Origin of the sequence: Treponema primitia ZAS-1 (assembly GCF_000297095.1) — a bacterium.
GTDB classification, from domain to species: Bacteria; Spirochaetota; Spirochaetia; order Treponematales; family Breznakiellaceae; genus Termitinema; species Termitinema primitia_A.
In genome coordinates, this window is the sequence record NZ_AEEA01000007.1 from 84315 (window position 1) to 102466 (window position 18152).

General features: G+C 50.8%; 21 protein-coding genes. 10 read left to right on the forward strand and 11 right to left on the reverse strand.

Annotation, left to right across the window (positions count from 1 at the left end; translation table 11 throughout):
• The first annotated feature begins 14 nt into the window (after positions 1 to 14).
• The 3 genes from TPRIMZ1_RS0100780 (at position 15) to TPRIMZ1_RS0100790 (ending at position 1034) form a co-directional block, all read left to right on the forward strand.
• Entirely contained in the window at positions 15 to 431 is a 417-nt protein-coding gene (locus TPRIMZ1_RS0100780) for an aspartyl protease family protein (RefSeq protein WP_010253259.1), read from the forward strand.
• 110 nt (positions 432 to 541) lie between these two features.
• Entirely contained in the window at positions 542 to 781 is a 240-nt protein-coding gene (locus tag TPRIMZ1_RS0100785; RefSeq protein WP_010253262.1) for a hypothetical protein, read from the forward strand.
• Positions 774 to 1034, forward strand: coding sequence for a Txe/YoeB family addiction module toxin (locus tag TPRIMZ1_RS0100790; protein ID WP_010253265.1), 261 nt, complete (start codon positions 774 to 776; stop codon positions 1032 to 1034). Before TPRIMZ1_RS0100785 ends, TPRIMZ1_RS0100790 begins: the two co-directional genes overlap by 8 nt.
• 40 nt (positions 1035 to 1074) lie before the next feature.
• Here TPRIMZ1_RS0100790 and aroA read toward each other — a convergent pair whose 3' ends face one another.
• Genes aroA through TPRIMZ1_RS0100805 form a run of 3 tightly spaced genes read right to left on the reverse strand, consistent with a single transcriptional unit; the run spans position 1075 to position 3503 of the window.
• A complete protein-coding gene (gene aroA, locus TPRIMZ1_RS0100795) occupies positions 1075 to 2466 on the reverse strand; it encodes a 3-phosphoshikimate 1-carboxyvinyltransferase (RefSeq protein WP_010253267.1) in 1392 nt (463 codons plus the stop codon).
• Positions 2466 to 3143 carry an LrgB family protein gene (locus TPRIMZ1_RS0100800; protein ID WP_010253269.1) on the reverse strand — a complete coding sequence of 226 codons (678 nt, stop codon included), beginning with the start codon at positions 3141 to 3143 and terminating at the stop codon, positions 2466 to 2468. The genes aroA and TPRIMZ1_RS0100800 overlap by 1 nt, the downstream gene beginning before the upstream one ends.
• Before the next feature lie 3 nt (positions 3144 to 3146).
• Entirely contained in the window at positions 3147 to 3503 is a 357-nt protein-coding gene (locus tag TPRIMZ1_RS0100805; protein ID WP_010253271.1) for a CidA/LrgA family protein, read from the reverse strand.
• 357 nt (positions 3504 to 3860) lie between these two features.
• Between TPRIMZ1_RS0100805 and TPRIMZ1_RS0100810 the strand changes: the two genes are divergently transcribed.
• Positions 3861 to 5996: a leucine-rich repeat domain-containing protein gene (locus tag TPRIMZ1_RS0100810; protein ID WP_332829104.1), complete on the forward strand. Its 2136-nt coding sequence runs from the start codon at positions 3861 to 3863 to the stop codon at positions 5994 to 5996.
• Positions 5997 to 6007: 11 nt separating this feature from the next.
• Positions 6008 to 6649: a lactate utilization protein gene (locus TPRIMZ1_RS0100815; protein WP_010253275.1), complete on the forward strand. Its 642-nt coding sequence runs from the start codon at positions 6008 to 6010 to the stop codon at positions 6647 to 6649.
• Between the two features lie 67 nt (positions 6650 to 6716).
• On the opposite strand, the gene TPRIMZ1_RS0100820 is transcribed toward TPRIMZ1_RS0100815, so the two are convergent.
• The 5 genes from TPRIMZ1_RS0100820 to TPRIMZ1_RS18125 form a co-directional block, all read right to left on the reverse strand.
• Complete coding sequence (locus TPRIMZ1_RS0100820; protein WP_010253277.1) at positions 6717 to 7187, reverse strand: Hsp20/alpha crystallin family protein; 471 nt, start codon at positions 7185 to 7187, stop codon at positions 6717 to 6719.
• A 427-nt stretch (positions 7188 to 7614) separates the two neighbouring features.
• Positions 7615 to 8052 (reverse strand): Holliday junction resolvase-like protein, encoded by a 438-nt coding sequence (locus tag TPRIMZ1_RS0100825; RefSeq protein WP_010253279.1) that lies wholly within the window; start codon positions 8050 to 8052, stop codon positions 7615 to 7617.
• A gap of 1 nt (position 8053) precedes the next feature.
• Positions 8054 to 9193 (reverse strand): DNA adenine methylase, encoded by a 1140-nt coding sequence (locus tag TPRIMZ1_RS0100830; protein WP_010253281.1) that lies wholly within the window; start codon positions 9191 to 9193, stop codon positions 8054 to 8056.
• A 38-nt stretch (positions 9194 to 9231) separates the two neighbouring features.
• Positions 9232 to 9669 (reverse strand): type II toxin-antitoxin system VapC family toxin, encoded by a 438-nt coding sequence (locus TPRIMZ1_RS0100835; RefSeq protein ID WP_010253285.1) that lies wholly within the window; start codon positions 9667 to 9669, stop codon positions 9232 to 9234.
• Positions 9644 to 9916, reverse strand: coding sequence for a hypothetical protein (locus tag TPRIMZ1_RS18125; protein WP_010253288.1), 273 nt, complete (start codon positions 9914 to 9916; stop codon positions 9644 to 9646). The genes TPRIMZ1_RS0100835 and TPRIMZ1_RS18125 overlap by 26 nt, the downstream gene beginning before the upstream one ends.
• 167 nt (positions 9917 to 10083) lie before the next feature.
• Between TPRIMZ1_RS18125 and leuS the strand changes: the two genes are divergently transcribed.
• The 4 genes from leuS (at position 10084) to TPRIMZ1_RS0100860 (ending at position 14444) form a co-directional block, all read left to right on the forward strand.
• On the forward strand, positions 10084 to 12519 hold the full coding sequence (leuS, locus tag TPRIMZ1_RS0100845) for a leucine--tRNA ligase (protein ID WP_010253291.1): 2436 nt from the start codon (positions 10084 to 10086) through the stop codon (positions 12517 to 12519).
• On the forward strand, positions 12519 to 13700 hold the full coding sequence (locus TPRIMZ1_RS0100850; protein ID WP_010253294.1) for an MFS transporter: 1182 nt from the start codon (positions 12519 to 12521) through the stop codon (positions 13698 to 13700). The genes leuS and TPRIMZ1_RS0100850 overlap by 1 nt, the downstream gene beginning before the upstream one ends.
• A 118-nt stretch (positions 13701 to 13818) precedes the next feature.
• Entirely contained in the window at positions 13819 to 14037 is a 219-nt protein-coding gene (locus tag TPRIMZ1_RS0100855; RefSeq protein WP_010253298.1) for a type II toxin-antitoxin system Phd/YefM family antitoxin, read from the forward strand.
• Positions 14034 to 14444, forward strand: a complete 411-nt coding sequence (locus TPRIMZ1_RS0100860; protein WP_010253301.1) for a PIN domain-containing protein — start codon at positions 14034 to 14036, stop codon at positions 14442 to 14444. The genes TPRIMZ1_RS0100855 and TPRIMZ1_RS0100860 overlap by 4 nt, the downstream gene beginning before the upstream one ends.
• 46 nt (positions 14445 to 14490) lie before the next feature.
• On the opposite strand, the gene TPRIMZ1_RS0100865 is transcribed toward TPRIMZ1_RS0100860, so the two are convergent.
• Positions 14491 to 15363: a prephenate dehydrogenase gene (locus TPRIMZ1_RS0100865; RefSeq protein ID WP_010253304.1), complete on the reverse strand. Its 873-nt coding sequence runs from the start codon at positions 15361 to 15363 to the stop codon at positions 14491 to 14493.
• The gene (gene aroF / locus TPRIMZ1_RS0100870) at positions 15360 to 16385 is read right to left on the reverse strand and encodes a 3-deoxy-7-phosphoheptulonate synthase (protein ID WP_010253306.1); all 1026 of its coding nucleotides are present in this window, start codon (positions 16383 to 16385) and stop codon (positions 15360 to 15362) included. Before aroF ends, TPRIMZ1_RS0100865 begins: the two co-directional genes overlap by 4 nt.
• Positions 16386 to 16770: 385 nt before the next feature.
• Between aroF and TPRIMZ1_RS0100880 the strand changes: the two genes are divergently transcribed.
• Positions 16771 to 17088 carry a hypothetical protein gene (locus tag TPRIMZ1_RS0100880; protein ID WP_010253308.1) on the forward strand — a complete coding sequence of 106 codons (318 nt, stop codon included), beginning with the start codon at positions 16771 to 16773 and terminating at the stop codon, positions 17086 to 17088.
• A gap of 44 nt (positions 17089 to 17132) precedes the next feature.
• On the opposite strand, the gene TPRIMZ1_RS0100885 is transcribed toward TPRIMZ1_RS0100880, so the two are convergent.
• Entirely contained in the window at positions 17133 to 17990 is an 858-nt protein-coding gene (locus TPRIMZ1_RS0100885; RefSeq protein WP_010253310.1) for a DNA adenine methylase, read from the reverse strand.
• Positions 17991 to 18152: the final 162 nt, after the last annotated feature.

Genomic DNA, 18152 nt, shown 5'->3' on the forward strand with positions numbered 1-18152 from the left:
GAGATCGAGGTAAAATGGTGGGAACGGTGTATGAAGAAATCACGTTAAAGAATGCACGGGATGTCGGCAATGCTAAGCACGGGCTTATTGAGGAACCGGAAGTCCGGGAAATGACGGTACAGTGTGTGGTTGATACCGGTGCGGAGACCCTGGTTATCAGCGAAGCGGTACAGCAAGAACTGGGGCTGCGGACAGAGCATCTGCACGAGTCTACCCTGGCAAATGGGGAAACGGTGGTCTGTAAGATAGCCGAGACCGTCCGGGTGTACTGGAAGGATCGCTTCATGGCCTGTGACCCCTGGGTACTTCCCGGCGCGAAGGAAGTGCTCCTTGGCTCAATCCCTCTGGAAAACATGGACCTCATGGTGGACTCAAAAAGCCGGAAACTGGTCGGCGTCCACGGCGACCAACCTTTGGGGCGTATCTGGTAAAGTGTAGAGACAGCCAAAGGTTTGACGCGGTATTAAACCAGACTCTCGAATAGGAACCCTCCTTGCCATAGATCGCCGGACAGCGTATATTTGAACGAGAAGGAATAAGTATGTATGCAAGCTACCACCTTAAAGCAGATGAACTCAATGTCGATGTTATCCAAAGCCTGAAAAACACGTTTCACCAGCGTGAAATCGTTATTTTGCCCAAAGACGAATATGATGCATGGGAAAAGGCACGGCACAATGCGGCGTTTACAGAGGAATTACGGAACCGCATTAAAGATCTTGACGAGGGCAAAGGCATTGGTAAAACTATGGCGGAACTTGAGGCTATGGTGAATGAATGAGGTAACCTTTCATGTGGATGCCTTTGAGGAATACCTGGAATGGCAGAGGGAAGATCGAAAAACACTTAAAAAAATAAATGCGCTTATAAAGGACATTCAACGCAACGGATTATTGCAAGGTATCGGCAAGCCAGAATTTTTAAAACATCTTAAAGCATATAGTCGTCGTATTGATGACGTAAACCGGCTTATATATACAGCCGATGAAAACCAAAACCTGCATATTATTGCCTGTAAAGGCCATTATACATAATTGGGCAGAAAGACACCTGGTGCCGTACGGCTGCGGCGGCTTACTCCCGGAGCTCCGCGCCGAGCATTTCCAGAAAGCCCGGGTACGTAACGGCGGCGCTTTCGGCAGCCGCAATTTCCACCGGCCCCGCGGCGCCCAGGGCCCCCGCTGCCAGGGCCATCACGATCCGGTGATCCCCCCGGCCATCAACCCGGCCTCCCGTAAGGCCCTTCGCTCCGTTGCCGTGGATGATCATGCCGTCGGGTCGCTCCGTGGTCCGCACCCCCAACCTGCCCAGCTCTTCCGCCATCACGGCGATACGATCCGTTTCCTTGATCCGCGCGTGGGCCACGTTTACCAGGGCGGTATCACCTTCGGCGTAGGCGGCTGTCACGGCCATCATGGGGAGCAGGTCCGGGGTGGCGTTCAGGTCGAACTCGCCGCTCCGGAGAGGGCCGGTACGGGAAACCCGCAGCGCCCACTCGGCGGCTTGTCCGGCAGCCGCTTCCGGCCTGGTATCCGGTACTTGCCGGGACCACTCCACGGCGCAGCCCATTTTACCAAGCATATCGAAAAAGGCCTTATCGCCCTGGGTATCTTCCCGGTCCAGCCCCAGGAGCGTGACCGGCCCCCCGGTGATGGCGGCGATACCTCCGGGGAAAGCGGCGGAGGAAAAGTCCCCCGGCACCGGGCCGTTCATGTGCCGGTAACAGGCGCCGCCGGGTATACTGAACCGGGAAAAATCCTTGGCGGCCTGGAAGGGTATGCCCTGGGCCTGTAAGTACGAAAGGGTCATCTCTATATACGGCTTTTCGTTAAGCAGGGGTACGTCGATTTCGGTGACGGTTCCGGCCGGGGCCAGGGGGGCCGCCAGGAGCAGCGCCGAAAGGTACTGGCTGGTGGGGCAGGCTATGCTCACCCGGCCGCCCTTCCAGGGGCCCCGGACGGTGATGGGGACGCAGCCCCGGACGGATTCCACGGCGATACCCAGGCCGGAAAGGGCGTCCAGCAGGGGGCCGGCGCTCCGGCGGGCTATCTGCTCGTCCCCGGTAAAGCTTACCGGAACATCCCCCAGGGCGGCGGCGGCCAGAACCAGGAACAGGGTGGTGCCGGAATTGCCCACGTCCAAGGGCCTTGTACCGCTGCCCTTCATACCGCCGCCGGTTTCCGTCCCAAAACCCAGGCCCCGGACGGTCCAGCCAACCAGCTTCTTGCCATCCCCATCGGCGGGGTTAGGACAGCCGGGATAGTCGGCGCGACGCTCCTCAATCTCCGCTCCCAGGGCGTGGCAGACGCTCAGGCAGGAACGGGCATCCAGGGAATCCAGGGGATAATCGATGGCCGAAACCCCTTCCCCAAGGGCAGCCAGGATCAGCCGCCGGATGGTGTGGGACTTTGAAGCGGGGATACGCAGGGTCTTGTCAAAATGCCCAGGTTTGATAATTGCTTGCATTATAAGAAAATAAAGATAAGGCTCGTAATAATCCCCATAATTCCTATGGCGATCCCCCCCATGGCTCCCTGGATTTCCCCCTGCTCCAGGGCCGCTGCGGTTCCTATGGCATGGCCGGAAGCTCCCAGGGCAACCCCCGCGGCTACCGGATCCTTGAGCTTGAACAGCCTGATCAGGAAGGGGCTAATGGAGGCACTGAAGACACCGGTAACTATCACCGCGGAAACCGTAAGCCCCCCAAGGCCGCCGTTTTTTACCGATAGTTCCAGGGCAATGGCGGTGGTAACCGACTTGGGCAGCATGGACAGGGTTACCGCCGTATCAAGAGAAAAAAGCCGGCAGAGCAGGGCGATGCTCCCTATGGAAGCGAAGGAACCCGCCAGACAGCCCAGGAGGATCGGGATGATATTAGCCCTCAGCAGGCTGCGCTGCCGGTAAATCCGGAGGGCCAGGATGGTGGTAGCCGGGACTATAAACATGGTGATCATACTGCCCCCCGCCATATATTGTTCCAGGCTCAGGGGGGTGACGCAGACTATGAGGATCACCAGGGCATTGGCTATCAGCATGGGGTTTGTCAGGGGGGAATGGACGAGCTTCCCTACCCGGAACCCGATAAAATAACAAATAATGGTGAGAATAATACCAAAAACCGGCAGGGCGATAAGATTTCCCACAGCCTACCCCTGTTTTGAGAGGATCATACGGGAAAGCCGTACGGTACCGTAGGTAACAAAGAAGGTAACCATGGTACTGATAACCGCTATGAGAAACAACTGTACCACCACCGGCTGTATATACCCGTAGTTTTCCAGGACCGTCACCGCAGCGGGGAGGAAGAAAAAAGCCATATTGGCGCTTAAAAAATCGCCGGTTTCCCCCAAATGTTCCGGTTTTACCAGCCGTAATCCCAGGGCGGCCAGCATCAAAACCATGCCTAAAACACTGGCGGGCATCCCCAGGGGAAGGTAGTGGGAAATAATTTCGCCAAGAAACCCAAAGGCAAGAATCAGCCCCAATTGTCTTAAAATACGCATACCTAACTGTATAGTAAAACCCCCTGAATATTACTAGCCCCGCTTGATTTTATACTCGTCCTTGGTCGATACTATTAAGAGAAAGTAAACGAATATTAGGTATTTTGATTTTTACACCATATGATCTACTTTTAAAGGATAAATAGCATGTTCAGGAGCGGGAAAATTAGTTTTCGCGGTTTAATTATTTGTTCGTTTTTAGTGCCCCTTATATTTGCCCGGTGCGCGGAGCTTGAGGATCCCTATAATAATTCAATCGGTTTGACCGTGTCTTTCGATGGAAATGGGGGTACGGGTCCAGTACCTCAACCCCGCAAGGGAATTGAGATAGGGGGAAGCATAGTTGCCCCGGATCCGATGGGTCTCAAAAGAGAGGGATTTAAGTTTATCGCCTGGACCCCGGATCTGGTTACCGGCCTTCCGGAATATGAAATAGCATCTACGGTAACCATTGGCGATCGGAATGTCGTCCTGTATGCAAAGTGGGAAGAAAAAAACGATCCCAAAAAATTGGCCGGTCTCTGGAAAGTTACAACGAAAAATGACGTTGCCGCCAGCGGCTGGTTTGCCTTCAATGGGTCTAAGTATGGTTATTGGCTGGGTAACCCGGGTACGAACCCTGTTCCTACCATAGAGTATATTGCAAACAAGGGCCTTTTAAATGGTAATACCGGAAATGTCCTGTTAAACTACGTGATGGATCAAGATACCCTGCTGGATAAGGATATTTTAATCGTTATCATAAACGAAAATGGTCGTGATGTACGTTACCGGTGTGAAAGGGATATAAATCTGGTATGGACCTTTAACCCCAACGCAAGCGGCGCCACGATTATAGCTTATAATCCCCTGAGGGACCTTACTGAAAAGCCAATCATACCCAATTCCCTGCACATACCCGCACAAGTCCTGGGACTTGATGTTACCGCTATCGGCGCCCGGGCTTTTTTTCAAACGCCCTTGGTCGAAGTTGTCTTTGACGGCAGCACCGTAACGAGCATCGGGGATGACGCCTTTGCATACTGCGGTCTGAGTACCATAACAATTCCCAACGCGGTTACCCTTATCGGCGCCCGGGCTTTTCGGGCGAATAAACTGATCAACATCATTATACCCTCGAGTATTAAGGACTTCATAATTGAGTCTGGCGATAAGGATACAAATCCTCCCACGGGGATACTTGCTACCACCCTTCCGGACGGCGCCCAGTTCTTCCCCGGCATCGGAGCAAACGCCTTTGCGGACAGTACCCTGCCCCTGACGTTTGATACAAGCAGAAATCCCACTTCAACCTTGGCGATACTGGACCTTGGCGCTTCGCCGGGCCCCTTCAGCATCGGCGAATCCGCCTTTGCCCGCGCCGGGCTATCCGGAACGCTGGGTTCACCGGGGATACTTACTATCCCCGCCGGTGTCAGGGATAATGAGACCGCGGGTGTTCCCGGTATCGGAGTAAACGCCTTTGATGCGCTTAAGTCGGGGGATGATAACAGCCGAAATTTTCTAAAGGAAATTATATTTGCCACCGGCAGTGAACTTAAAACAATCGGGAATGGAGCGTTCAGAAATAATCAAATATCCATCATCACCAATGTTCCCGCATCTCTCACAAAAATAGGCGTAATCCTCCCCGGTACGCAGATCGGGGCCTTTGAGGGGAATGCCTTTGCCGGTGATTTTGCTATTCCCAATTCGGTTGAGGAAATTGGCCCCAATGCATTCAAGAGTAACAAAATCGCGGGGTTAATCCTGGGAAGCAATGTAAAGATAATTGGGGAAGGAGCCTTCTCTGAAAATAGCTTGTCCTCACTTACAGTCCCATCCCTTATAATCCCCCCAAGCGTTAAGCTTATTGGGAAAAGAGCCTTTGCAAATAGCATATTGTCAGGGCTTGTTTTTGCAAGCGGCGTGGGTGAACTTATTATAGATGACGAAGCCTTTACCGGTAACAGAATAGCAAGCCTTACGATCCCTGCGGGGGTTACCAAGCTGGGGAAAGGGGCCTTTCGGAATAACAGTTTTTATCTGACCGCCATTGATCTTTCTGCAGCCAGCGGCATAACCGAAATACCGGCTTTAGCGTTTGGAGCATCCACTGCGTTGGAATATGTTTTTATCCCCAATGGGGTTGTATCGATTGGCGAAAGTGCATTTTATGGTTGTACCAAGCTAAAGGAGATCGATATTCCCGCGTCTGTAACGAAGATTGGGCAATATGCCTTCTTCAACGCTCCCCTCACCACGATCATAAAAAGATCCGGAACAATTACTATTTTCAAAACCGCTGCCAACAGTACAATTGAAACCCTTTCGGACAATACCTCTTTAGAACAAGCTTTTGGCAATTATGGAGCAGGCAAGGACAGCGGTCCAAAACTGTCAGCCACATATATCAAGATTCAATCCGGTACGTATACCTTTAAGGAAGATGAAGGTACCCCGAGAAGATGGATATGGGATTATAGTTCTGCTTTACCACCCATACCCTATTAAGCGAGGTTTCCATGGCTACTCCTATTGAAGTCCGTAACTCGAAGCTGGGCCCCAAGGTGGTTAAGGCCCTGCAGAACCGGCGTTTTGACGCATGGTACGTGGAGGATCCGGAGGCGGCGGTGGAGAAGGCCTTCTCCCTCATCCCCAAGGGCGATCTTATCGGCTGGGGCGGTTCCTTTACCGTGGAAGCCCTGGGCCTGACGAAGCTGGCCAGGGAAAAAGGCTATCCGGTCCTGGACCGGGACGCCGCGGCAACCCCGGAAGACCGGCTGGAAACTATGCGGCAGGTCCTGACCTGCGACACCTTCCTCTGCAGTTCCAATGCCATAAGCGAAGACGGCCAGCTGGTAAACGTCGACGGTTTTGGAAACCGGGTAGCGGCCATGATCTTCGGCCCCAAACAGGTAATCCTCGTGGCGGGGATGAACAAGGTGGTTAAAACCCTGGAAGACGCCTATACCAGGGCCAGGACCATCGCCGCCCCCCGGAACACCCAGCGTTTCCCCGGGAAAAAGACCCCCTGTAACGAAACCGGAAGCTGCGCCAACTGCAATTCCCCGGATTCAATTTGTACGTTTATCGTTGCCACAAGGCTCTGCAATCCCCCGGGAAGGATCAAGGTGATCCTCATCGGCAAGGATCTGGGACTGTAAGCAGCGGAGACAAAAAAACCGGGACCCACGGCTTATCACAGTGGGTCCCGGCTCTTAGCTTCTTTTTTTACTTCCCTTGAATTTGGATGACCCGTTTCTTGGCCTCCGCCATTTTCTTAATTTCCAGGCTGAGAAGCCCGTTCTTGAAATTGGCGGCAATGGCATCCAGGTCGGCGTTTTCCGGCAGCTTGAAGGACCGGCTGAAGATTGCGCTCCGGCGTTCCCGGATTAAATACCGCTCTTCGCTTTCTTTCCCATCTTTGGAAGGGGACACATCCCGTTCGGCCTTCTCTTCCTTTTTGGTTTCGATGGTCAGAACACCGCCATCCACATGAACTTCGATGTTCTTCTCGTCATAGCCCGGAAGTTCCGCTTCCAGCACATAGGCGTCGCCGGTTTCCCGGATATCCACCGCCGGTTCCCGGGAATAGGAAGCCGGAGTCAGGGGGGATTCCCCAAAGAAGGATTCCATATACCGGTCAAAATCGTTCAGGGCCTTCTCAATGGTAACAGGGCGATACAGGGTTACAGCTTTCATAATTTATCTCCTTAAAAATAATTTGTTTTTTCCAGCGCCACGCGCCTCTTGTGGTTTCCCACACTTATATATAAGCAAGGTCCGTGCCAACATTCTGTAATAAAAACAATTATTTTTGTAATTTTTATATTTCTATACAGTATAAGGAATTAAAGATGAAGCCCGGACGCACGAAAACTCAGTCCCCGCCAAAAGAGATGTCTCGAAAACTATCACATTTTATAAATGTGTCATTATTACCCATATGGGTCATTTTGGCATTTTAGCTAGGTCAAAACGAAACAGATAAGGGAATAACCACGGACCACACAGACCACACAGACTAATTAATGAACAATACTTACTATATTCTCTTTATTCGTGTGGTCTTGTGTGGTCCGAGTTGATTGAGGATGAAGATGATTAAAATTTGGTCCGATGATGCCTATTACTGAAGCACATCGTATTCCGCCCACCGTACCCGGCCTGCCTGAACCGCGTCCCGGAGCCGTTTTTCCTGGTCGTTCAGATTTTTCCCCGTTCCGCTTTTAACTTCCAGAAAAATTACCTCGGTAATGTTTTTTTCGTTCATCCCACGGAACACGATAAAATCTACCGGCTTTCCTACGAAGCGGCAGTCCCCGGGATCAAAGGGAAAGTCCGGCAAAAGCGGCGCTATCTGTTCCGAAACGAGCCCCCCAAGCACCGCCCGTGACGCCTTAAGCCGGGCCTTCACAATATCCTGCAGCTTATGCCCCTCCCAATCCGCCCGCTCCTGCCGCCTCCCCTGGCTAAGCCCCATGCGGCGGCCTATGAGAAGGAAGAACAGACAGAACAGAAAAACTACGCAGAGGAGTATGATCGTTTTGATCTCCGGATTTTCCATTTTATTTCTCCAATAGATAGAGATATTCCTTTACATGAATACCCCGGTTGTTTAAATTTCTGCTTCCCCGAAAAGCATTGTATTTTGTCTCCAACACCTCAACCTTTCCTATTTTGTTTAACATATCTTTCATTTCAGACAGGCCGATAAAGCCCTCTGAATTAAATGATATGAGAATATATTTCGACTTGATATTTGTTACCAATTCTGTTAAGGCAGCAAGGGCCTTGCCCCCGCTATTGTAGTCAGACCGGTTCCAGTCTTCCGGTATACCGGATATTTTACTGATGCTTTCCGGAATTTTATAATCCAAAATTGCATTGAGCATAAAATAATTGGACCCGTAGGGATGCTGATTATAGGGAGGATCCAAATACGCAATATCCACCTCCGGAACATCCCCAATAACCGTATTTGCATCACCCCGGCAAATAATAGTTTCGGCATTAAAATTGCTAAACACCGGAAAAGGCAACGTGATATTACCGGTAATACGCAGCAGTGAATCCCGTTTGCGCCCGCCGAATTGACCTATCCCGGTTTCCCGGTTTTTATAAAAGCCCTTAAACACCCCCGATGTGTTTGCGTGTATGGACGCCTCTGACAACAGCGGAGCAAGAAAGTATTTCCGATCCATCTCCGGCAAATTCCCAATCAATTGCCGCGCCGTATCGATATACCCGGCATTTCTGACCGTATAGAAAACCCGTTCCTCCGGTTTGATATTCCTTTCATCCGCCGGGGCGTATAGATCGGAAATCATACCCCGTCTCAATTCGTTCCCTGCTAATTCACCAATGATGTCATCGTAGTACTTTCTGAGTACTGCCATATCTAATTCACTTTGGTTTGATAAATAACATTCGTTTATAACTTCGGAATATTTTTCAAGGTCGTTCACAACCAGAAGACCGGAAAATTGTTTAAAGTAACGCGCCACAATGCCGGACCCGCTGAACACATCAAACATGGCAAGCTTATCCTTATTCAAGCGCTGCTGAACTTTTTTGATACCGCCGCCGATAAAGCCCAACAGGGACCGCTTGTTACCGATATAGGTTATCAGCTGCTGGGTAAGGTAGGCTTCGTTTTCATCACCGGGTTTTATCAGAATGCCAGAGTCATTTAATTTCTCAAACATTCCTTTCTCCATGATAAGGCTTTTCTCACGTACCCTTTTTAGGGCTGCGCTGTTTCCGCAAGTTGTTTCAAAAAGTCTTCCGGTAAAATTGCCGGTATAGGGGAATCTTTAAAATCATCTGTATTCCGGGTAACAATATAATCTGCGTCAACAGCCTTGGCACATTCCATTTGCAAACAGTCTTCCAAATCGTCAAAACGTTCATTTTCAATTGCTTTAATTACCTGTTGTTTATCGTTTCCGGCAACATCAATAAATCCACATAACCTTGATAGCCTATTTCTTCTTTCGCTTACGGAGAATTGTTTCCGCAGAATGTAAAAAACAGTGGGCACAGTATGTGCCGCAATATAGCCGGCCAGTTCATTATCTGAGCATTTCTGCATTATTATCGCGGCATTATTAAAAAACGGTTCGCGTTTAGCGAGAAAGTCTATAACAACATTGGTATCAATTAGTATTGCCATATCTTTCATCCAAATACTCCCGGTACTCTTTTTTATAGTCAAAATCCGCGGGTACTGTTTTTTCTGAATTCTTAATTATTTCCATTAAGCCTTCAAAAGCCTCCTGCCGTTTCCCGTTATCCACCGCCTCACTTGTTACCGGTGATATTGCGTCATCCAAAACAGTAACAATGACTTTTTTGTGTTCCGGCACTTGCACCGGTTCACTGGAAACAAACCGACCTTTTTCAAAAAACCCCTGAAATGTTAATAACATCTTGCCTCCTACAGTAACAACAACGCCCTATTTCCACCCTTTTAAGAATAACATCTAAGCCAATGCCGGGCAAGGGCAAACCAGTTCCTTTTACTTTTACCCCGTCTTGAAACGCCCCCCCTCTGCCGTATATGATAAGCCATACTATGTAAGGAGTCCGTATCACCATGGCAAAATACCCCTTTGAGACCATCGAACCCAAATGGCAGAAGTATTGGGAAGAGCTTAAGACCTTTAAGGCTGTGGAGGACCCGTCTTTCCCCAAAGAAAAGCGCCGGTATGTGCTGGATATGTTCCCCTACCCCTCCGCCCAGGGGCTTCACGTGGGGCATCCCGAAGGCTATACCGCCACGGATATCTACTGCCGCTACCTGCGTATGAGCGGGTACAATGTGCTGCACCCCATGGGCTTTGACGCCTTTGGGCTGCCGGCGGAGAATTACGCCATCAAGACCGGAACCCACCCGGCGCTGACTACCGCGGCGAACATCAATCATTTCCGCACCCAGATCAAGTCCCTGGGTTTTTCCTACGACTGGGACCGGGAAGTTGATACCTCCGGGGAGAAGTACTACCGCTGGACCCAGTGGATCTTCCTCAAGCTCTTTGAGAAGGGCCTGGCCTACGAAGCGGAGAGCCCCATCAACTGGTGCCCCTCCTGCAAAACCGGGTTGGCCAACGAAGAAGTAAAGGACGGCTGCTGCGACCGCTGCGGAACCAAGGTAACCCGAAAACGCATACGCCAATGGATATTGAAGATCACCGCCTATGCGGAACGGCTCCTGGAAGACCTGGACAGCCTGGACTGGCCGGAGCCGGTCAAGCTCATGCAGCGAAACTGGATAGGCCGCTCCGAGGGCGCAAATGTCAGCTTTAAGATTGACGGGCATCGTGACGCCCTGGAGATTTACACCACCCGGCCGGACACCCTCTTTGGGGCGACCTACATGGTCCTCTCGCCGGAACATACCCTGGTGGACAAGATTACTACGCCGGATCAAAAGGCTGCGGTGAACGCTTATATTGAAGGGGCGGCAAAGAAGAGCGATCTTGAACGGACCGATTTAGCAAAGGAGAAGACCGGGGTTTTCTCCGGCGCCTATGCCATAAACCCGGTGAACGGAAAAAAGATACCCATCTGGATAGCGGACTATGTTCTTATTTCCTACGGAACCGGGGCTATCATGGCGGTTCCTGCCCACGATGAACGGGACTGGGATTTTGCCAAGGCCTTTAAGCTGCCCATCATCCAAGTGGTATCCAACGAAAAACCCGCGCCTGGACAGGATTACTCCGCGGAGCCGCCGGAGTGTACGGTGGCCGATGGCTGGTCGGTGAATTCCGGCGAGTTTACCGGGCTCCCCACGGCGGAAGCTAAGGCCAAAGTTACCGCCTGGGTTGAGGCCCAGGGCTTGGGAAAAAAGGCGGTGAACTACAAGCTGCGGGACTGGATCTTCAGCCGGCAGCGTTACTGGGGGGAGCCGATCCCGCTGGTCCACTGCGATCACTGCGGCATCGTTCCCTTGCCCGAAACTGACTTGCCCCTGCGGCTGCCCGATGTCCAGTCCTATACTCCCACCGGTACCGGGGAATCCCCCCTGGCGGGGATCACCGATTGGGTGAACACCACCTGCCCCAAGTGCGGGGGCAAGGCCAAGCGGGAAACCAACACCATGCCCCAGTGGGCTGGGTCCTGTTGGTATTACCTGCGCTACCTGGACCCGGACAACAGTACTGCTTTTGCCGCAAAGGACAAAATCGACTACTGGGCCCCGGTGGACCTCTACGTGGGCGGTGTTGAACATGCGGTGCTGCACCTCCTCTACAGCCGTTTCTGGCACAAGGTCCTCTACGACCTGGGGCTGGTCAATACCAAGGAGCCCTTCCAGCGGCTGGTTAACCAGGGGATGATCCTTGGGGAAGATAACCTGAAGATGAGCAAGAGCCGGGGAAATGTTATCAACCCCGACGACATCGTAAAAAACTACGGCGCCGATTCCATGCGGGTCTACGAGATGTTCATGGGACCCCTGGAGGTGACAAAGCCCTGGCTCACCGCGGGGCTCGTCGGGGTGTCCCGGTTCCTGGAACGGCTCTGGGCTATCGCGGAAAAGCCGGTAAGCGACGGCGCGGGGAACGAAGACCTGGTGCGGCTGCTTCATAAAACTATCCGGAAGGTAAGCAGGGACACCGCAACACTGAACTTTAATACCGCTATCAGCCAGATGATGGTCTACTCCAATGAGCTGGCGAAACTGGAAGAGGTCCCCCGCAGCCTCTGGGAACCGCTGGTACTGATGATAAGCGCCTACGCGCCCCACCTGGGGGAAGAGCTCTGGGAAAAGCTGGGCCGCACCGGTTCGGTGTCCCGGGAAACCTGGCCCGCCTGGGACGAGAAGCTTACTGCGGACAACGAAGTTACCGTGGTGGCCCAGGTGAACGGCAAGATCCGGGATAAGTTTACCGCTGCGGCAGGGACGTCCAGGGAAGAGCTTGAAAAGACCGCCCTGGCTCTGCCGGGGATTCTCAAGTGGATCGAAGGGCAGAACATTGTCAAGGTCATTTCCGTACCGGGTAAACTTGTTAATATCGTAGTGAAATAATGGCAACATTTTTACTGTGTGTCATCTATCTTACCTTTATCAGCCTGGGTCTGCCGGATTCGCTTTTGGGATCCGCCTGGCCGGTGATGCACCGTGACTTCGGCGTACCCCTCTACTTCGCCGGGCTGGCCTCCGCAGCCATTACCGGGAGCACCGTCATCTCCAGCCTCTTTAGCCATCGGGTAATACAACGCTTTGGAACCAGCCGGGTAACCCTGGTGTCCGTAACCCTGACCGCAGCGGGGCTCCTGGGATTCAGCTTCATGCCGTCCTTCTTTTGGTTTTTCTTTTTTGCCCTGCCCCTGGGCCTGGGCGGCGGCGCCATTGATACGGGGCTGAATAATTTTGTGGCCCTCCACTACAAGGCCCGGCATATGAACTGGCTCCACTGCTTCTGGGGCATCGGCGCCGGTCTGAGCCCGGTGATCATGTCCTGGTTCATCTCCCAGGGCGACCAGTGGCGTCACGGGTACCGGACAATCTCCCTGATACAATGGAGTATTGTATTGGTCTTAGCAGCAACACTATTTCTGTGGAAACCCTTTGAAATTAAAAACCCGGACATCACGGAAAAAACAGAAACAAAAGTAAAGCAAAACATCTTTCGTATCCCCGGGGTTAAAGCTGCCCTTCTGGCGTTCTTTTCGTATGTATCCCTGGAGGGAATTATCAACATATGGGGTCCCACCTATCTCGTCATGCAAAAAGGAGTGGGCGCCCATACCGCCGCCCAGTGGCTGTCCCTTTATTTTATGAGCCTTACCGTTGGCCGTTTCATTTCCGGCCTGGTGAGCGCTTTTCTCAGCAATAAAAACCTGATCTTCCTGGGCTGTCTCTTTGTCGCCCTGGGCATTATCCTTCTCGCCCTGCCCCTGCCGCAGATATTCTCCTTCTTTGCCTTTCTCCTTATCGGCTTTGGTTACGCTCCTGTCTTCCCGTCCATGCTCCACGAAACACCCCGGCGTTTCGGCATGGCGATTTCCCAGGCCATCATGGGCTGGCAGTTTGCCGTCTCGTATATCGGCACATCCCTTACCCCTATGTTTACCGGGCTGGTCATTTCGCGGGTCAGCATGAACCTTTACCCCTGCATCCTTGCGCTCTGCCTTACCCTCCTTGTGGGAAGCACGGTGTTCATTGGTTCCCTGGAAAAACAGGGCAAACTGGTCACCGGCGACTAGTATTCTGTCTAAGACGAGCCCTACCCGTTCAGCATTTTTTGCTAATAGGTACGATTATCATTGATAAAATAGTCTGATTATAATATAGTATAAATAGACGATTTACAAGGAGAATTTTGTGCTTATTACCGCATCTGAATTAAAAGCAAATATTGGCCGTTATCTGGATGAAATAATACAGGATGATGTGTATATTACCCGGAATGGCAAGATTGTGGCTAAATTATCCAGCGCTACTCAGGATAAACAGGCCATTCTAGACAGCTTGGTGGGCATAGCCGCTGATAATCCGCTAACCCTTGAGGAGGCCCGAGCGGAAAGGCTGGCCCGGCAATGAAGGTCCTGGTGGATACCAATGTTATTCTGGATGTACTTCAGTGCCGTGGGGAATTTTATGAAAGTTCTTACCGGGTAATTCAACTTGCCCTCCAAGGCCGGTTCAATTGTTTTATCGGCGCTGGGGCGGTTACGGATATTTACTATATTATCAACAAAAACCCTGGTAATGCCCAAAAATCCCGTGACACTATTATAAAGCTTTCTACTCTGGTTGGTTTTTGCGATACCGCCGCCAAGGACATCAATACCGCTCTCTCCCTGGGGATTTCTGATTTTGAGGATGCGGTGGTTGCCGCAACGGCCTATCGGGAAAAGGCGGATTATATCGTAACCCGAAACGCCAAGGATTTTAAAAATTCACTGGTCCCGGCGGTGACGCCGGAAGAATTAATCTCAATTGTGTAGGTAAAAAATACAACACCAGTGCTTTAGTCGTTTTTAGTTTGTTTTTTTAATTCATAGCGGCCCGCCGATCCCGTACTGTCCCAAGCCGCTGTTCCAGGGCCTCACCCTGATCGCCTGAGATGAGGGTCTTCAGGGCGTCCAGGCTTCCTTCAAACTGTTCTATACGCCGCAGTAATTCTGTTTTGTTTTCCAGGAAGAGTTCGGTCCACATGGGGGCGTTAAGCATGGCTATGCGGGTAAGATCCTCGAAGCTGCCGCCGCCAAACCGGGTAATTTCCTTGTCCGCCTCGCAGTCGATCAGAGCGGCGGCGATGACGTGGCAGAGCTGGGATGTAAAGGCTATCTTCCGGTCGTGTTCCTCCGCCGTAGTTTCGGTGATCCGTCCAAAACCCATACCGTGGATGAGGGCCTTCAGAAAATCCAGGTTCTCCCGCTTATTCCGTGTAAGGGGGGTAAGGATGTAGTTTTTCCCCTGAAAGCTGCAGCGCTTCGCCTGGGCGAAACCTCCCTTCTCGCTCCCCGCCATGGGGTGGCCGGGAATAAAGTCCAGGTCCGGCCGCAGGGTCCGCTCTACCGCAGCAACAATGTTCCCCTTTATGCCGGCAATATCCGTTATGAGCGATCCTGAACGAAAGGCCCCCATCCATCTGCCTATAAACCGGATCAGCGTAGCGGGGTTGAGGCAGAGAAACACCAGATCGCAGCGGTTCAGCATTGCCGCTGTTTGTTCGCCGCCCTCTTCCCCGGCCAGCCAGCCATCGTCAATAACTCCATCGGCTTTGGCAGCATCCAGGGTTAGGCGGTCGGCTTCCAGGGCCAGTATCTTCGCCGGTTTCAGGGGACGGAGGGCCATGGCCACCGCTCCACCCATAAGGCCCAGCCCCACGATGCCAACCACACAATCTTCTATGGGTTTCAAATTTTCTTTCCTTCAAGTTCCGCATATTTTTTTAGGGTACCCATGAGGGTTCCGAATTGTTCCGGGGTAATGGACTGTTCTCCATCGCAGAGGGCCGCCTCAGGATTGTTGTGGACCTCGATGATCAGGCCATCCGCCCCGGCTGCAAGGGCGGCCTTGGCCATGGCAGGCACCATCCAGGCGAGACCCGTGGCATGGCTGGGATCCACGATCACCGGCAGGTGGCTCTTCTTTTTCAGCGCCGGGATGGCCCCCAGGTCCAGGACATTCCGGGTAAAGCTGTCGAAGGAGCGGATACCCCGTTCGCATAAGATGATCTTATCATTTCCCCCGGCCATGATGTACTCCGCAGCCATGAGCAGTTCGGTTATCGTACAGGCGTAGCCCCGCTTAAGCAGTATGGGTTTGCGGCAGCAGCCAAGCTCCTTAAGGAGGGTAAAGTTCTGCATGTTTCGGGCGCCCACCTGGATGATATCCACCTCATCAAAAAGTTCCAGCTGATGAATAGCCATGAGCTCGGTTACAATGGGCAGCCCGGTCTCCTTCTTCGCCTCCAGAAGCAGATCCAGCCCTTCGCAGCCCAGCCCCTGGAAACTGTAGGGGCTGGTTCGTGGTTTAAAGGCGCCCCCCCGAAGGAAGCCCGCCCCAGCCTGCTTGACCGCCCGGGCTACCGCCACAATCTGTTCCCGGGTCTCCACCGAACAGGGTCCGGCGATGATCCCCAGCTGCTCTCCGCCGATACTCCGTTGGGCGCCATCGCCTGTGGGAATATCGATCCGCGTATCCTGGGGATGAAACATCCGGTTGGCCCGCTTATAGGGCTCCTGCACCCGGATAACCTTTTCCACCAGATGGTGGGCCGAAAGGGCCTCCTCACTGATCCCCGTGGTATCCCCCACAAGACCCAGAACAGTCTGGGACGCCCCCTCGGAATAATCAACCTTAATCCCCTGTCTTTCCAGATGGGTGGTAAAAGCCCGGATATCCTCTTTTGTAGTTCCCGGTTTAATCGCAATAATCATGACAAATCTCCTTAATAAAAATTTAGAAATAAAAAAAGGGAGGCCCCTTGGCAATTTCATTGCCCCGGAGTCCCCCTGGTTTACAAGGTTTACAGCCCTAGTCTAAGCCAAGGCCGCCGGCTCCGCAGGATTCGAGGACAGATAAAAATAATAATAGTAGGCCTGCATAAAAGAGGGGGTTTTATCTGTTCTGAGCACCACGGAACTTTTCAAGCTATTTTCCTTTCGTAGATTAGTATGCAATAGAATGGCGGGAAATGTCAAGTATGAAAATGACAGCCTGTCGAGACTACCCAATACACCCTAAAATTTGTTTGAAAATTATTAAAAAGGAACTTGACATGAATTTTTAAAAAATAGTAAAGTAAGGCCCCTGGAGGATTGAATGAAGAATTACTTAATTTCATTGGTGATCGGTTTAATTGCTGCTATTATTGATACAACCCCAATGATAATAAGGAAAATGGATACGGTATTTATAATTTCGGCATTTTTTGTGTGGATTGTTTTGGGACTATTTATTCCAAAAATAAATTTTGTATCAATTTCTTTCTTAAATGGTATTATTGTATCAATTTTATTTGTTTTGCCAATTACATTTTTAATATATAAACTTGATCCAAGTGGCCTTCCAATTATTATTGTTACAACGATACTATTGGGGTGCGCTGTTGGGTTTTTCTCAAAACTATTTATAAAGTAAAGCAGGGAAACGTTGAGCCCTGCGCCTAATTCGATAAAAGGAGATCACTCTTTCCAGTTTTTTATTAAAACTTCACGAACATTTCCTCTGCCGGCGGAATCCGCATTAATCAATCTCTTTGCCTGTATAGATATGACATCAAAGCAATCATGATTATATAGTTCGCGAATATACTCTGTGTCAGAATTGCTGAGCAAGCATTTTACTCCCCGGTTTGTCAATTTGAGCATACCATCACGCAGGCGTTCTTGTTTTTCCTCTCCAAATCCGTCTGCCTGATATCCGGTAAAATTAGTTTTGCCGGGACTATGATAGGGTGGATCAAAATACACAAAAGACTTTTTGTCAGCGTTTTGAACTGCCTTTTCAAAATCTGTGTTTAAAATGGTAATTTCATTGGCATTAAGGTAATCGTTAATCTGTCGTAATACAACTTCTTCACATATTGCAGGATTTTTATACCCTCCATAGGGAACATTAAAAAGACCCTGGGAATTGACGCGATACAAACCGTTAAAACAAGTTTTGTTAAGGAATATCAAGCGGGCAGCTTTCTCAACATCGGTCAATTTATTGAATTTTATAGCATCCCGATCTAAATTCCTTACTTTATAAAAATGGTCTTCATCATTCCTATTTTTATATTTTTGCAATGATCGAATTAGTTCTTCAACATGGTTCTTTATTACGGTATAGGTTAAAACTAATTGGGTATTAATATCGTTAATTATAGCCTTTTGGGGTTGCAATTCAAAAAATACCGCCCCTGCTCCTATAAAAGGCTCATAATAAGTATAGGTACTTACATTTTTGGGTAGATATTTTTTTATTTCAGCTAATAGTTGCCTTTTGCCCCCGGCCCATTTTAAATAAGGTTTAATAAGGGGATAGTTCTTTGCCATAATAATTCTCAGTATTATATACAATAAATAAAAGATGTGAAAGGTATACGCTCAAGCCTTTATCGCCAAAACGGGCGGAGGGAGGGGCATCCCTGGCGCTCGCACGCTTGTAGAATTCACTTACGGAGCCCCTTCGGGTCTCCTCCAGTGAGGAATTCCAAA